This is a genomic window from Variovorax sp. JS1663, from assembly GCF_002157355.1.
Taxonomy (GTDB): domain Bacteria; phylum Pseudomonadota; class Gammaproteobacteria; order Burkholderiales; family Burkholderiaceae_C; genus Variovorax.
On record NZ_LYMK01000004.1, the window covers coordinates 178,901 to 193,674 of the forward strand.

A 14,774-nucleotide genomic window follows, 5' to 3' on the forward strand; every position below is an offset into this window, starting at 1 on the left:
CGGCGCTTGGTCTTCATGCCCCAGGCGGGTTGGCCGCTACGGCCCGCGGCCATCGCCTTTCAGGCCGAGCCGCCCCAGCTTCTTGATCAGGCCGACACGCGAGATGCCGAGTTGGCGAGCCGCTTCGGACTGGTTGCCGCGGCTCGCGGCAAGGGCCTCCGAGAGCAGGCGGATCTCCAACTCGGCGATGGCCGCGTCGAGAAACCCCAGCCCCTCGATGCCGCCGGCAGGTTTGCCGTCACCCTCTGCAAAGCCCTGCGGGTCGCCGCTCGCGAGGCGCAGCAGGTCCGCACTCACCTGCGTGCTGCCGGGCAGGATGAGCGCGCCGGCCGCCTCGACCACCGCACGCAGCTGGCGAACGTTGCCGGGCCAGGCCTGGGTACGCAACCAGGCGAGTGCGTCGGGGCCCAGCGCCGCCCTGGGCGCGACGCGCTGCAGGAAGCGGGTGGCGAGCAGCGGCACATCGCCGGGGCGCTCGGTGAGCGCGGGCGTGCGCAGCACCACGCCCTTGAGGCGGTAATACAGGTCTTCGCGGAAGCTGCCTTCTCGCACCATCTGCTCGAGGTCACGGTGCGTGGCCGCCACCACGCGCACATCCGCATGCTTCGGCGTGCGGCCGCCCACCGGAATGAAGCTGCCCTCCTGCAGAAAACGCAGCAGCTTCACTTGCATGGGTGCGGGCATCTCGCCCACTTCGTCGAGGAAGAGCGTGCCACCGTGTGCCGTCTCGACCAGGCCGGGTTGGTCGCGATAGGCGCCTGTGAAGCTGCCCTTCAGATGGCCGAAAAGCTCGCTTTCCAGCAGCTCGGTCGACAAAGCGCCGCAGTTGATGGTGGCGAAGGGGCCGTCGACGCGGGTGCTGCACTGGTGGAGCGCGCGCGCGGCGAGCTCCTTGCCGGTGCCCGTCGGTCCCAGCACGATCACGCTCACGTGCGTGGGCGCCACGCGACGGATCATGGCGCGCAGGTTCTGCATCGTCGGCGCCTGCCCGACCAGTCCCAGGTCCTGGTCGGCGTCGCGCGCACGCAGCGCCTTGAGCTCGGCATCGAGCCGCGCCTTGTGCAGCGCGCGTGCAACCACGAAGCCGAGCATGTCGGGGTCGATGGGCTTGGTGAGGAAATCCCAGGCGCCGAGCTCGACCGCCTTCAGGTTCAGCTCGCGGTCGCCATGGCCGGAGAGCACGACGACCACCGCAGGTGCGAGGCGAGGAATCAGCGCCAGCCCCGCCTGAGGGTCCATGCTGGGTGGCATCGCAAGGTCGAGCAAAACGACGTGCGGCCGGTCGGCATCGAAGGCAGCGAGCGCCTCGTCCGCATCGCCGGCCACGCTCACACGATGACCGAGGTTCATCAAGAACGAGCTGCCCAGCCGCTGATAGGCCGGTTCGTCGTCCACCAGCAGCACGTGACCGCGGGTCAGGGAGAGATTCATGAAGCCGCCGCCGGAAATGTGAGGGTGAAGCATGTGTTCCATGGGGGCCTGTCGTTGAGCCGCACCGAGCCGCCATGTGCGGCCATGATGCGGGCCACGATGGCCAGCCCCAGGCCGGTACCGGCCGGACTGCGCGACGCGAAGGGCTCGAAGAGCCGTTCGCGCAGATCCGCGGGCACACCGGCGCCGTCGTCGCACACGTGCAGGTGTACCTGCGCGCCTTCACGCTCGGCATCCACCAGCACGCGCCGCACGCCGGGCGCGGCGCGCGCATTGGAGAGCAGATTGCCGATGGCCTGCGCGAAGCGCATTGGATCCGCCTGCAATGGCAAGGCGTCTTCGAGCCCGCGGCCGATCTCGACCTCGGGCGCGTGGCGGACCGCCTCGCGGACCTGCAGCGCAGCATCGACCGCCATCGGCCGCACCTGCCACGGCTTGGCATAGTCCAGCAGATCCTCGGCCAGATGCGAGATGCGCCCGACCTGGTCGCCGACCTCGCGCCGTACCTCGGCCGACGTGGTCGCCACGGCCATCGCGATGATGTTCAGCGGATTGCGCAGATCGTGCGCGACGCTCGCGGCCAGCGCACCCAGTTCGGCCAGCCGCGCCTGCAGCTGCCGGTCGCGCTCGCGTTGCTCGGCCAGCGCCGCCTGCTGGAGCCGGCCGGCCGCCTCGCTCAGCACCTCGGCGAAAAGCTCGGCGAGGCGACGCGATCCGGGCGGCGCCGAATCCCAGCCGTGCAGCTCGGTGGTCCAGCCCGATGGCGATTCGCGGCAGGCCAGCAGCGGAACGGCGGAGACCGGATCGTCCGTTGCCCCCACCCGCACGTCGATGCGAAGCCCGACGCGCGTCGACAGCAGTTCGGCGGCTTCGGCCTCGAGCGCGCGCCACGTGCCGGCTCGCGCAAGCGCATCGCGCCAGCCTTGAAGGTCCGCGGCACTGGCGCTGCCACCGGGGTAGACGATGCGCTCCGCGAAGCGCCGCACCGGCCCGTTGAGGGCCAGGCACACCAGGGCCACGGCGGTGCCGCTGAGCCAGCGCGAATCGAGCGGCAACAACAGCGTCAGCGGCACGCTCAGCAGACCCAGCCCGACGAGCAGCGTCCAGGCCAGCGCGCGCCGCGCCCAGGCATTGGCGACGAAGACCTGGTAGCGCAGGATGCCGTAGACCAGGATGACCGGATAGGCCGGCATCGCGAGCACCTGCCAGGGGTACCACGGAATGCCCAGCGCAGCGAAGCCGTAGCCGGATGCGCAGACCAGGCCCCAGCCGCAGGACACCGCGACCGCCGCGAGCTGCCGGCGCTCCCGGGCGTCGCCGGTGCGCCAGAGCCGATGCAGAAGGATGGCGACGCCCGCCGCGGCCAGCAACGCCCAGACCATCGAGGCCGTCCAGCCTGCCCAGTTCGGCACCACCACCCACTCCACGCCGGCGAAGGGCGGGAAGTGGATGAACTCGCCCGGCAGCACGATCCAGGTCAGCAGCATCACGGCGATCGCTGCGCCGTAGGCCAGTTGCACCGCGCGCCCGAAGCGTTGCTCGTAGCCGCAGAAGCGCACGCAGAAATGCAGGAAGGCAGCCGAGGTCAGCGGAATGGTGGCCCCCAGCCGCAGGGCCCAGGGAATGGCGGCCGGGCCCACCCAGTTCGGCAACTCGTTGCTGACGATCCAAGCCGCCACGCCGAGCAGGAACACCGTCAGCAACCGCGCACCCGGCACGGCCTTGGCCCAATGCAGCAGCACGCCGGCCAGAACCAGCGTCTCCACGAGTGACAGGGCCAGGACGATGTGCAACGCCATTGCTGGGGACGGACTGTAAACCAGGTAGACAACGCACCCTCGCAAACTGTCAATCTCGGCAACAGGCCTGCGGAAAAGTTGTTTTGCATCAACCACTTGGCGCGTGGCACGGTGGCTGCAAAAGGAAAGGCATGAATCACCTTTCCGACACCTTCGACGCCGAGACACGGACCCAGCTGGACCTGCAAACTCTGGTCGGCGCAGAAGGGTGGCGCCGCCTGCCGGTCGCCGTGCAGCGCCGCTTCGCGCATGCGCATCGCGACGTCGTCTATGCCGGCGAACTGACGTTGCACTGCTCGCCGATCGGCCGCGTCTTCGCGTGGGCGAGCGCGCTGCTCGGCGGCCCGCTGACCGCCGCGCGAGGCGACGCGCCCGCGCGAGTCCGCGTCCACGGTGACGGCCGGGGCGGCGTGGTGTGGGAGCGCCATCTCGCGCTCGCAGGGCACGACAAGGTCGTGCGGTCCACCAAGCTCGCGGACGCCCGCGGACGCCTGGTCGAGCGCACCGATGGCGGCCTCTCGATGGCGCTCGACGTCTTCGAGGACGGCGGCGCACTGGTCTTCGAGAGCCGCTGCTACTTCTTCGCGCTGGGCGGCAGCCGCCTGCCGATCCCGCATCTGCTCACGCCCGGCACCTGCCGCGTCGAGCACCACGACCTGGGGGCCGGCCGCTTCCGCTTCGTGCTTTCCATGGCCCATCCGTGGTGGGGCACCACCTTCCGCCAATCCGGCGTGTTCCATGACCCCGAGGAGATCCGCTCATGAATTCCGTCTATTCCCTTCTATTGGCGCAGGCGCTGCTGGGCGCTTTCGACAATCTCTGGCATCACGAACTCGGCGCGCGCCTGCCGCAGCGGGCTTCCGCGCGGCACGAGCTCGCGCTCCATGCGGCTCGGGAAGCCATCTACGCGCTGCTCTTCGTCGGCCTCGCCTGGCTCGAATGGCGCGGCCTCTGGGTCCTGATGCCTACGGGCCTGCTGCTGATCGAATTGGTCATCACCGGCGTCGATTTCCTCGAAGAAGATCGCACGCGCACCCTGCCGCCTCTGGAGCGCGTGCTGCACACGGTGCTTGCCGTCGGCTTTGGCGCCCTGCTCGGATTGCTGGCGCCGGTGTTCCTGCAATGGTTGCGCAGTCCGAGCGCGCTGATCGTCGTTCACCAGGGGACGTGGAGCTGGTGCTTCACGTTCGGCGGCCTCGCAGTGATGCTCTGGAGCGTGCGCAATCTGCGGGCCGCGATGCACTGGCATGCCGCGGCAGGCAGGCAGGACGTGACGCCGGCGCGTGTTCGCCGGACTTCGGTCGGTGCGAATGCGCCAGCGGTTCTGGTCACCGGCGGCACCGGCTTTCTGGGTGCTGCGCTCGTGCGAGGCCTGCTCGACGATGCCCAGCGCGTCATCGTGTTGACCCGCGACGTGCGCCAGGCGCGCCGTCAGTTCGACGACCGCGTGTGGGCCGTCGATCGGCTCGACGACATCCCGCCCGAGACGCGCATCCAGGCGGTCGTTCACCTGGCGGGGGCGCCGGTGCTCGGCCTGCCGTGGACGGCCCCGCGCCGCCGGCTGCTCATCGAGAGCCGCACGCGGACCATGCAAAGCCTGCTGCAGCTCATGCGCCGTCTCGACGACCCGCCGCGCGTGCTCGTCAGCGCATCGGCCGTGGGCTACTACGGTTTGCCCGGTGCGCAGCTTCAGCTGAACGAAGCAGCGCCACCGGACCCGGATCGATTCCAGTCGGCGCTGTGCGTTGCCGCCGAGCACGAAGCCCGGCGCGCCGAAGCCCTGGACGTGCGCGTGGTATGCCTGCGCCTGGGCATCGTGCTGGGCCATGGCGGCGGCGCCTTTCCCGGGCTGGACGCCGCGGCGCGCCTCGGCCTCGGCGCGCGCATCGGCAGCGGCCGGCAGCCGGTGCCCTGGGTGCACGTGGACGACGCCATCGCGCTGATGCGCTTCGCGATGGCGCACGAGGGGCTCCATGGCCCCGTGAACGGCGTGGCGCCCGGGATGGTTGCGCAGGCGCAGTTCGCACGCGAGATAGCCGCGGTGCACGGGCGCAGGGCCAGACTGCGCGTGCCTGCATGGCTACTGGAGCGCCTGCTGGGCGAGATGGCGGAGTTGCTCACGCAAGGTCAACGCGTGGCGCCGATCGTCGCGCTGCGGGCCGGCTTCCGATTTGCCTATCCCTCGTTGCCGGTTGCGCTGCGGCAGCTCGCGGCTGCCGATGCATGAGCTGGCGCCGGGCGCAAGACTTAGAACACCTGAAGTCCGACCCAGTAAGCAATGGCCGCAACGAAGGCCGAGGCCGGGATGGTGAAGATCCACGCCCAGACGATGTTGCCGGCCACGCCCCAGCGCACCGCGCTCGCGCGCTGGGCCGAGCCCACACCGACGATCGCGCCGGTGATGGTGTGGGTGGTCGAGACCGGAATGCCCAGCGCCGTGGCGAGGAACAGCGTCAGCGCCCCGCCCGTCTCGGCGCAGAAGCCGCCCACCGGCTTGAGCTTGGTGATCTTCTGGCCCATGGTCTTGACGATGCGCCAGCCGCCGAACATCGTGCCCAGGGCGATGGCCGCGTAGCAGCTCACGATGGTCCAGGTCGGCGGTGTCTCGGCGTTGGCGGACCAATGGCCGGTGGCGATCAGCAGCATCCAGATGATGCCGATGGTCTTTTGGGCGTCGTTGCCGCCATGGCCCAGGCTGTAGGCGCCAGCCGAGACCAGCTGCAGCGAACGGAACCAGCGGTCGACCCGCGACGGCGTCGAGCGCCTGAAGATCCAGGCCACCAGCACCATCATGGTCGAACCCAGCAGGAAGCCCAGCAGCGGCGACACGAAGATGAAGGCCACCGTCTTCCAGATGCCGCCAGCGACCAAGGAACTCACGCCGGCCTTGGCAATCACTGCGCCCACGATGCCGCCGATCAGGGCGTGCGATGAACTGCTCGGAATGCCGTAGTACCAGGTCACGAGGTTCCAGCTGATGGCACCCACCAGAGCCCCGAAGACCACGTGCACGTCGACCACACCAGGCTGCACGATGCCCTTGCCGACCGTCGTGGCCACGCTCAGGTGGAACACGAAGATCGCGATCAGGTTGAAGAAGGCAGCGAACACCACCGCCTGGCCGGGCCGCAGAACGCCGGTGGACACGACGGTGGCGATGGAGTTCGCCGCGTCGTGAAAGCCGTTCATGAAGTCGAAGGCGATGGCCAGAGCGACCAGCAGCACCACCACCCACAGGGCGACCTGTACGGTTTCCATGAGGATCCCGGTTCAGGAATTCTCGAGGACGATGCCCTCGATCACGTTGGCGACGTCCTCGCACTTGTCGGTGATGGTCTCCAGCAACTCGTAGATGGCCTTGAGCTTGATCACCTCCCGCACGTCCGGCTCCTCGCGGAACAGCTTGCTCATGGCGCTGCGCATCACGCGGTCGGCGTCGGACTCGATCCGGTCGATCTCCTCGCAGGTCTTGAGCGTGGCCTCGGCGGTGGCCGGATCGGCGATCTGGCCGAGGAACTTGACGGCGTCCTTCACCCGCTCGCAGCACTTCACGCTCAGTGTGGTGAGGCGCGAGATCTCTTCGGTCATGTGACGCACGTCGTACAGCGCCATGGTCTCGGCCGAGTCCTGGATCAGGTCGGCGACGTCGTCCATCGTGTTGATGAGCGTGTGGATCTGCTCGCGGTCGATGGGCGTGATGAAGGTCTTGTGGATCAGCCGGTTGACATCGTGCGTCACGCGGTCGGCGGCGCGCTCGGCGTTGTCCACGTCACGGTTGTACTGCTCACGCAGGTGCAGGTCGTTGTAGTTGGCCACCAGTTGCTCGAAGGCGCGGGCGGCCTCGACGATGCGGTCGGCATGCTGATTGAACATCTCGAAAAAATTGCCCTCGCGGGGCAACAGCTTGCCGAACATGGCGCGCACTCCTGGGTTTTCGGCTATCACGCGCTCGTGACGCCGTCATGAAAAACCCGCCGAGTGTAAAGGGCAAGCCCGGGGAGTGTTCAGAGTCGCTCGATGCGCTGGTCGGCCACCCGCGCCAGCCGGGCCGGTTCGACACGGGCCGGCGCGATCTCGGCCAGCGGCAGCAGCACGAAGGCACGCTCGTTCATGCGCGGATGCGGAAGGGTCAGCACGGCGTCCTGCAGAACAGCGTCGCCGTGCAGGAGGAGATCCAGGTCGAGCGTGCGCGGCGCGTTGCGGTAGGGCCGCTCACGGCCCGCCTCGCGCTCGAGCCGTTGCAGCTCAGCCAGGAGGGCCAGGGGATCGAGCCGGGTGTGCAGCTCGACCACCGCATTGATGAAATCGGGGCCTTGCGCCTCCAAGGGTGCGCTGCGATAGAGCGACGACCGGGCCGCGAGCCGCGTGTGCGGCAGGCCCGCCAGATCGTCGATCGCCCGCCTCACCGTCGCCTGCGCGTCGCCGAGATTGGCGCCGATCGCGACATAGGCCGGCGCCATGGCGCTCACTCCGCCGCGACGCCGCCGCCTGCTTCGCCGCCGCGCGGCTTGCGGCGGCGGCGGCGCTTGCGCGGCGCGGCGGCGGCGACTTCCCCATCCGGGGGCAGCGCCTGCTCGGCATCTCGTTCTGCCGGCCCGGCCGCGGCTGCGGGCACGCGCGTCGGCGCCCGTTGGCGCGTCCTCTTGTGCTGCTCGTCGCGCACCTGGTCCAGCAGGTCCTGGCGCCGCAGGTCGTCGGAGGTGCTGAACTCCTGCCACCATTCGGCGATCGCCTCGCTGACTTCGCCGATGTCGGCACGCAGGCGCATGAAGTCGAAGCCGGCGCGGAAGCGTGCCTGCTCGACCAGGCTGTAGGGCGTGGCACCGCTGCGCTTGTCGAAGCGCGGCTGCATCATCCAGATCTCGCGCATGTCGGCGGCCAGCTTGCCGCGTCCGGAGACATCGCCGATGCGCGCGTTGAACACGTCGTCGATCGCATCCTCTAGCGCCGGGAAAGGGGCCTGCGGACGCTGACCGTGGCGCCCTTCGATGCGCTGCGCCCAGCCGTCGCGCACGTCGGCCCACAGCACGCAGGCCAGCAGGAAACTGGGGGCCACGGGCTTGCCCTCGCCGACGCGGCGGTCGGTGTCCTGCAGCGCGGCGGTCACAAAAGGCTGGTCGGCGCGCTCGACGACCACGTCCAGCAGCGGGTAGATGCCGGTGGCCAGGCCCAGCTTGCGCAGTTGCGCGACGGTGGCGACCGCATGCCCCGTCTGCAGCAGCTTGAGCATCTCGTCGAAGAGGCGGCTCTGTGGCACGTCGGCCAGCAGCTTGCTGCATTCGACCAGCGGTGCCGCGGTCTTCGCTTCCAGCGAGAAGCCCAGCGCCGCCAGCTTGGCCGAGAAGCGGATCGCACGAATGATGCGCACCGGGTCCTCGCGGTAGCGGGTGACGGGGTCGCCGATCATGCGCAGCGTGAGCTTCTTTGCGTCCTTGATGCCGTTGTGGTAGTCGACCACGGTTTGGCTCGCCGGGTCGTAGTACATCGCGTTGACGGTGAAGTCGCGACGCGCGGCATCCTCCTCCTGCGGCCCCCAGACGTTGTCGCGCAGCACGCGGCCGCTGGCATCCACCGCGTGCTTCATGCCGGCCAGTTCGCCCTTGCTGGTGCGCTCGTTGCCGGCCACCTGTTCGGCGCCGGTGCTGTCCATGTAGGCACGGAAGGTCGAGACCTCGATCACCTCGTGCTCGCGCCCGCGGCCGTACACCACGTGCACGATGCGAAAGCGCCTGCCGATGATGAAGGCGCGGCGGAACAGGCTCTTGACCTGCTCGGGCGTGGCATTGGTGGCGACGTCGAAGTCCTTGGGCCGCAGGCCCAGCAGCAGGTCGCGCACCGCGCCGCCGACCACATAGGCCTCATAGCCGGCGTCCTGCAGCGTGGTGACCACGTTCCTGGCGCGTTCGTCCACCAGGGCCGGGTCGATGCCATGCACCGAGGCCGGCACCTCCTGGCGCTTGCCGAAGCGGGCCTTGCCGCCCGCGGCGCTGCCCGTTTTGCCCAGGAGTTTGTCGATGAATTTCTTGATCATTGGAAAGGCTTCGGCGCGCGGGGCGCCCTCATTCATTTTCGAGCATCGACCGGATCAGCGGGATCGTGATCGCGCGCTGGGTCTGCAAGGCATAGCCGTCGAGTTGGACGAGCAGTTCCATCAGGCTGCCCAGGTCACGGCTGAAGCGGTGCAGCATGTAGTCGAGCACCTCGTCCGACAGCATCACGCCGCGGCTGTCCGCCGCCTGGCGCAACACCGCGCGTCGCTCCGACTCGCCCAGCACCTGCAAGTGGAACACATGCCCCCAGCCGAGCCGCGTGCGCAGGTCCTCGCGCAGCGGCAGGTCCGCCGGCGGCAATGCGCCGGCCGCCACCACGCCGCGCTGCAGGCTCTGCGCATTGACGAACCAGTTGAAGGAAGCGTGCTGCTGAACGGCGGTGTACAGGTGCACGTCGTCGAGCAGCACCGCGCCCCAGCGTTCGTCGAACTCGGGCGGATCCGCCAGCCCCGGATGCAGCCAGCCCACGCTCGCGCCCTGATCGCGCAAGGCCGCGCGCACTGCCTCCAGCAGGTGCGTCTTGCCACTGCCGCTCTCGCCCCAGAGGTAGGTCGGCACCGGCGAATGCAGCGCGCTACCCCCGCGTCCATCGCCCACCCACAGCCGCAGGTGCCGCAGCGCCGGCTCGTTGGGCCCGGCAAAGAAGCCGGCGAGCGTCGGACCGGAGGCAATGCCGATGTCGAGCGCGAGTTGCTTCATGCCAGGACCGCGGCGAGCGGCCGGGAGGGCGCGGAGGACGCGGGAGAAAGGTTCATGGAATGGGTGGAAGGGCCGCATGGCGAACCGGCGGCAGGGGACACGGGGCCCTTAAAATCGTGGGGAATTCTATCGGCCCGTCCGCTTCGGTTGCCGGCGTCATCGTCCTCCTCCCTTCGACCTTCCCTTCTTTTCGTCCGGCCCGCCCCATGAACTCCACCACGCCCACCCCGCTCAGCTACAAGGACGCCGGCGTCGACATCGATGCCGGCGACGCGCTGGTCGACCGCATCAAGCCGCTGGCCAAGAAGACGATGCGCGAGGGCGTGCTGGCCGGCATCGGCGGCTTCGGCGCGCTGTTCGAGGTGCCCAAGCGCTACAAGGAGCCGGTGCTGGTCAGCGGCACGGACGGCGTGGGCACCAAGCTCAAGCTGGCCTTCGAGTGGAACATGCACGACACGGTGGGCATCGACCTGGTGGCCATGAGCGTCAACGACGTGCTGGTGCAGGGGGCCGAGCCGCTGTTCTTCCTGGACTATTTCGCCTGCGGCAAGCTGGATGTGGATACCGCCGCCGCGGTGGTCGGCGGCATCGCCCGCGGCTGCGAGCTGAGCGGTTGCGCGCTGATCGGCGGCGAGACGGCCGAGATGCCGGGCATGTACCCGGCCGGCGAGTACGACCTGGCCGGCTTCGCAGTCGGCGCGGTCGAGAAATCGAAGATCCTGACCGGCCGGGACGTGAAGCCGGGCGACGTGGTGCTGGGCCTGGCCTCTGCCGGGGTCCATTCCAACGGCTTCAGCCTGGTGCGCAAGGTGATCGAGCGCGCCGGCGCACAGGTGCCCGCCACGCTGGACGGCCAGCCCTTCCGCGAGGCGGTGATGGCGCCGACCCGCCTGTACGTGAAGCCGGTGCTCGCCGCCCTCGCGAAACATCCGATCAAGGCCCTGGCCCACATCACCGGCGGCGGGCTGCTGGAGAACATCCCGCGCGTGCTGCCCGAGGGCACGGCGGCCCATCTGAAGAAGGGCAGTTGGCCACAGACCGAGCTCTTCGCCTGGCTGCAGAAAGTGGCCGGCATCGACGACCAGGAAATGAACCGCACCTTCAACAACGGCATCGGCATGGTGGTGGTGATCGATGCGGCCGAGGCCGCAGCCTGCGCCGCCACGCTGCGCGCCGAGGGCGAAATGGTGCACGAGATCGGCCTCATCGCCGAGCGCGGTACCGGCGCGACCGTGGTCGTCGCCTGAAGAAGACACCCGCCGCGTGAGCGATATCGCGCCTCCACTCCCGTCGCGCAGGCTGCTGACGGCGAGCTACCTGCTGATCGCGGGCGCCCTGCTGCTGATCATGTGGCAGGGCCTGCTGCCCGGGCTGCTGTGCGTCTGCGTGGGCTTCCTCGGCACGCGCTGGCTCGCCCGGGCGATGGACTCGGGCTTGCACCGCCTGAAGCCGGCGCGCCCGGCGCCCGCTGACCCACCTTCTTCCGGCGCACGCATCCTTGCCTCGACCCTGGTGTCGCTGGCGCCAATCGGCCTGCTGATGCTGGCCTTCTCGGAGGCACGCGAGTTCGTGCTCAACGCGCCCGAGCAGTACCAGGAGCTGCTCGACTACATCGCCCGCACCGTGCTGGAGCTGCGGCTCAAGCTGCCGCCCGACATCGGCGTCTACCTGCCGGAGGGGACGGCCGAGGTGCAGCGCGTCATCGCCGGCTACCTGCGGGCCCAGGCCGGTGCGCTGGCGCTGACCGGCCGCGCCTGGCTCGGCGGGCTGCTGTTCGCCTATGTGGGGCTGATCGTCGGCGCCCTGGCCGCCGTGGCGCGGCATCCTTCCAGCGGCCGGCCACTGGCCGAATTGCTGAAGCAGCGCATCACCTTCTTCGGCCAGGCCTTCGGCCAGATCGTGGCGGCGCAGTTCTGGATCGCCGCGTTCAACACGCTGCTGACCGCGATCTTTCTGCTCTTCGTGCTGCCGCTGTGGAAGATGGAGCTGCCGTACACCCCGGCGCTGATCACGCTGACCTTCGTCGCGGGCCTGGTGCCGATCGTCGGCAACCTGCTGTGCAACACGGTGATCACGCTGGTGGGCCTGTCGGTGTCGCCGATCACCGCCCTGGCCTGCCTGGCCTTCCTGATCCTGATCCACAAGGCCGAGTACTTCATCAATGCCAAGGTGGTCGGCGCACGCACGCAGATGGGCGTCTGGGAACTGCTGGCAGTGATGTTCGTGGCCGAGGCGGTGTTCGGCCCGGCAGGATTGGTGGCGGCGCCGCTGTTCTATGCCTACCTCAAGAAAGAGCTGCAGGCGGCACGGCTGGTCTGAGCCCATTCATGTCCTGATCTGATCGATTCCTGTCCCGCCAGCCACGGGCACGTGGCTGGATGCCAGGAAAAACAGGGCTCACATCCATCCACCCAGGAGATCGCCCGTCATGAAATCTTGTCTGATTGTGATCGACGCCCAGGAGTCGTTCCGTCACCGCCCCTACTTCACGCCGCGCGACCTGGGCGCCTATGTCGCGGCGCAGAACGCCCTGATCGAGGGCTGCGCGGCTGCCGGCATCCCGATCGTTCGCATCTTCCACGTCGACGGCCCAGCCGAGCCGGGCAATCCCTTCGCGCTCGAATCCGGCCACGTGCGCGCCCTGACCGAGCTGACGCCCTTCGAATCGGCCGCCACGTACACCAAGCATCGCCATAGCGCCCTGGTCGGCACTGGGCTCGATGTCTGGCTCACCCAGCAGGGCATCGGCCGGCTGATCATCAGCGGCATCCGCACCGAGCAGTGCTGCGAGACGACCACCCGCCATGCCTCGGACCTGGGCTGGACGGTCGACTTCGTGACGGAAGCCACCCTCACCTTCGACATGACGCAGCCCGATGGACGGCCGCTGCCCGCGGCCGACATCCGGACCCGCACCGCGACCGTGCTCGAAGGCCGCTTCGCCAAGGTCTGCACGGTCGCCCAGGCGCTGGAGCGGGCTGGGGCGACGCAAGCCGCCTGACGGACTGCACGCCACGATGAGCAGCCCGTCGCCGATCCAGGTCGTCTTTGCGCTCCTGCCCCACAGCCTGGTCCTGGACTGGGCCGGCCCGGCCGAGGCGCTGCGCATCGCCAATCAGCAGTTACGCGCCGGCGGCCAGGCCGAGCGCTTCGCGATCGAGTTCGCCTCGCCGAGCCCGGCCTCGGCCGGTTTGGTCGGCATCATGCTCAGTGGACTGGCGCCCCTGCCGACTCGCTGGAATGGTCCTGCCTGGATCGTGCTCGTGGGTCTGCCGGGCCACCGCATCGCGACCGACAGCGCGGAGGCCCAGGCCCTGCTGCACTGGCTGCGAGGCCTGCGCTTCGAGCCCGGCCGGCTCGAGCTGCAGTCGGGCGCCAGCGTCACGCAGGCGGCCGAGATGTCGGGCTTCGGCTCCGACACGCAGCTGCGCCGCGCCTGGCGGCAGTTCGGCCTCGCGGGCTCGCCTTCTCAGAGATAGCCGCAGAAGCGCAGCACGTGGCCGTCGGGCTCGCGGATCGCGAATTCGCGCAGGCCCCAGGGCTGCGACGTCGGGGGCTCGATCACGCGGACGCCTCGCTTCACGTAGGCCTCGTGCAGACCGTCGACATCCAGGCCGACATGAATCACGATTTCGCCGCGCCAGGGCTCGGGTTCGCGCCGGCCGCATTGCCACAGCCGGATGTAGATCGGGTCGCCGTAGCTGCGGTCGCCCTTCTTGACGCGCGCATAGCTCGGCGGCTCGCCCGCGATGAAGTCGAGCTCGAAGCCCAGCACCTCGCAGAAATAGCGCGCCGCACGCGCCGCGTCGGCCACTGGCAGCACCGGCTGCACGCCATGGAACTCGTGCCGCGTCCCCAGGTCAGCAGGCGCGGTCTTGCTGCCGTCCTGGGCCATCAGCTCTCCGCCCGCCGCAACGTGGCGACGCGCTCGGTGATGGCGTCGATGTCGAGCGCGTCCTCCGCATGCGCCAGGTAGGTCTCGAGATCACGCACCGCCCGCGCAGTGTTGCCCTGCTCCGCGTGCGCCAGGCCGCGGTCGCGGTGCTCGCCCCAGGCCTCCGGAAGCAGCGCGACCAGCCGGTCTTGCACCGCTATGGCACGCTGCCAGTCTTCCTGCGAGCGATGGATCTCCTTCAGGTTGCGCAGCATCCGGCCGATGATTTCGCGTGGCGAAGCCGGCTGCAGGTACAGGCCCAGCGGCACGTCGAAGTCGCCCACCAGGCCGCTGCTGCGCTTGTAGGGCTCCAGGCGTTCGCTCAATTCTTCGCGCGAGAGCGACTTGCCGGTGAAGGGGTCGATCACCACCTGCCCCTTGGGCAGCGTGACCTTGAGCATGAAGTGGCCCGGAAAGCCCACGCCGCGGGCCTGCAGGCCCAGGCCCTGCGCGAGCTCCATCCACAGCACGGCCAGCGAGATCGGGATGCCACGTCGCGTGCGCAGCACCGCGTTGAGGTAGCTGTTGTCGGGGTCGTAGTAGTCGTTGACGTTGCCGCCGAAGCTCAGGTCGTGGAAGAAGAACTGGTTGAGCGCGCGCAGGCGCTGCAGCGGGGCGGCATCGGCGGGCAGGCGGCGCTTGAGGCGCGCGAGCAGCTGGTCGACATCGCCCAGCACCTGCTGGACGTCGAGCTCGGGGTATTCGTCCTGCGCCAGGCTGGCGGCGGCTTCGAGCAGGGGGAAATGGTCGTCGCTTCGGACCAGCGATTCGAAATACTCGAGCGCCGTGGGCGCCTGGAAGCTGAACGTCATGTGGCTTTGTAGAGGAGGCCGTGCCGAGCGTCAAGGCAGGGCAAGCACC

The 14,774-nt window shown here is 69.2% G+C and carries 14 protein-coding genes and 1 pseudogene; 6 read left to right on the forward strand and 9 right to left on the reverse strand.

Annotated elements, in window-relative coordinates; all coding sequences use genetic code 11:
* Positions 1-36 precede the first annotated feature (36 nt).
* Positions 37-1,431 (reverse strand): sigma-54-dependent transcriptional regulator, encoded by a 1,395-nt coding sequence (locus A8M77_RS05875; protein ID WP_086920610.1) that lies wholly within the window; start codon positions 1,429-1,431, stop codon positions 37-39.
* On the reverse strand, positions 1,428-3,230 hold the full coding sequence (locus A8M77_RS05880) for a sensor histidine kinase (protein ID WP_086920611.1): 1,803 nt from the start codon (positions 3,228-3,230) through the stop codon (positions 1,428-1,430). Before A8M77_RS05880 ends, A8M77_RS05875 begins: the two co-directional genes overlap by 4 nt.
* 131 nt (positions 3,231-3,361) lie before the next feature.
* Between A8M77_RS05880 and A8M77_RS05885 the strand changes: the two genes are divergently transcribed.
* Both A8M77_RS05885 and A8M77_RS05890 read left to right on the forward strand, forming a co-directional pair.
* Positions 3,362-3,994: a DUF4166 domain-containing protein gene (locus A8M77_RS05885; protein ID WP_086920612.1), complete on the forward strand. Its 633-nt coding sequence runs from the start codon at positions 3,362-3,364 to the stop codon at positions 3,992-3,994.
* Positions 3,991-5,457 carry a TIGR01777 family oxidoreductase gene (locus A8M77_RS05890; RefSeq protein ID WP_086920613.1) on the forward strand — a complete coding sequence of 489 codons (1,467 nt, stop codon included), beginning with the start codon at positions 3,991-3,993 and terminating at the stop codon, positions 5,455-5,457. The genes A8M77_RS05885 and A8M77_RS05890 overlap by 4 nt, the downstream gene beginning before the upstream one ends.
* A 20-nt stretch (positions 5,458-5,477) precedes the next feature.
* Here A8M77_RS05890 and A8M77_RS05895 read toward each other — a convergent pair whose 3' ends face one another.
* The 5 genes from A8M77_RS05895 to hda form a co-directional block, all read right to left on the reverse strand.
* Positions 5,478-6,488, reverse strand: a complete 1,011-nt coding sequence (locus A8M77_RS05895; RefSeq protein WP_086920614.1) for an inorganic phosphate transporter — start codon at positions 6,486-6,488, stop codon at positions 5,478-5,480.
* 12 nt (positions 6,489-6,500) lie between these two features.
* Positions 6,501-7,145 carry a DUF47 domain-containing protein gene (locus tag A8M77_RS05900; RefSeq protein WP_086920615.1) on the reverse strand — a complete coding sequence of 215 codons (645 nt, stop codon included), beginning with the start codon at positions 7,143-7,145 and terminating at the stop codon, positions 6,501-6,503.
* Positions 7,146-7,234: 89 nt separating this feature from the next.
* Entirely contained in the window at positions 7,235-7,690 is a 456-nt protein-coding gene (gene folK / locus A8M77_RS05905) for a 2-amino-4-hydroxy-6-hydroxymethyldihydropteridine diphosphokinase (protein WP_086920616.1), read from the reverse strand.
* Positions 7,691-7,695: 5 nt separating this feature from the next.
* Entirely contained in the window at positions 7,696-9,261 is a 1,566-nt protein-coding gene (gene pcnB / locus A8M77_RS05910) for a polynucleotide adenylyltransferase PcnB (protein ID WP_086920617.1), read from the reverse strand.
* Positions 9,262-9,289: 28 nt separating this feature from the next.
* Positions 9,290-9,979 carry a DnaA regulatory inactivator Hda gene (hda, locus tag A8M77_RS05915; protein WP_086920618.1) on the reverse strand — a complete coding sequence of 230 codons (690 nt, stop codon included), beginning with the start codon at positions 9,977-9,979 and terminating at the stop codon, positions 9,290-9,292.
* A gap of 206 nt (positions 9,980-10,185) precedes the next feature.
* On the opposite strand from hda, the gene purM reads away from it, so the two are divergent.
* The 4 genes and pseudogenes from purM to A8M77_RS05935 all read left to right on the forward strand — a co-directional run.
* Entirely contained in the window at positions 10,186-11,226 is a 1,041-nt protein-coding gene (purM, locus tag A8M77_RS05920) for a phosphoribosylformylglycinamidine cyclo-ligase (RefSeq protein WP_086920619.1), read from the forward strand.
* Positions 11,227-11,242: 16 nt separating this feature from the next.
* Positions 11,243-12,298 carry an AI-2E family transporter gene (locus tag A8M77_RS05925; protein ID WP_238136727.1) on the forward strand — a complete coding sequence of 352 codons (1,056 nt, stop codon included), beginning with the start codon at positions 11,243-11,245 and terminating at the stop codon, positions 12,296-12,298.
* Between the two features lie 109 nt (positions 12,299-12,407).
* Positions 12,408-12,980, forward strand: coding sequence for an isochorismatase family protein (locus A8M77_RS05930; protein WP_086920621.1), 573 nt, complete (start codon positions 12,408-12,410; stop codon positions 12,978-12,980).
* Positions 12,981-12,996: 16 nt separating this feature from the next.
* Positions 12,997-13,344, forward strand: a pseudogene (locus A8M77_RS05935) (AraC family transcriptional regulator); the annotation flags it as partial.
* 104 nt (positions 13,345-13,448) lie between these two features.
* On the opposite strand, the gene A8M77_RS05940 reads toward A8M77_RS05935, so the two are convergent.
* Positions 13,449-13,874 carry a bleomycin resistance protein gene (locus A8M77_RS05940; protein WP_086920622.1) on the reverse strand — a complete coding sequence of 142 codons (426 nt, stop codon included), beginning with the start codon at positions 13,872-13,874 and terminating at the stop codon, positions 13,449-13,451.
* Positions 13,874-14,725, reverse strand: coding sequence for a SirB1 family protein (locus tag A8M77_RS05945; protein WP_086920623.1), 852 nt, complete (start codon positions 14,723-14,725; stop codon positions 13,874-13,876). Before A8M77_RS05945 ends, A8M77_RS05940 begins: the two co-directional genes overlap by 1 nt.
* Between the last annotated feature and the right edge of the window lie 49 nt (positions 14,726-14,774).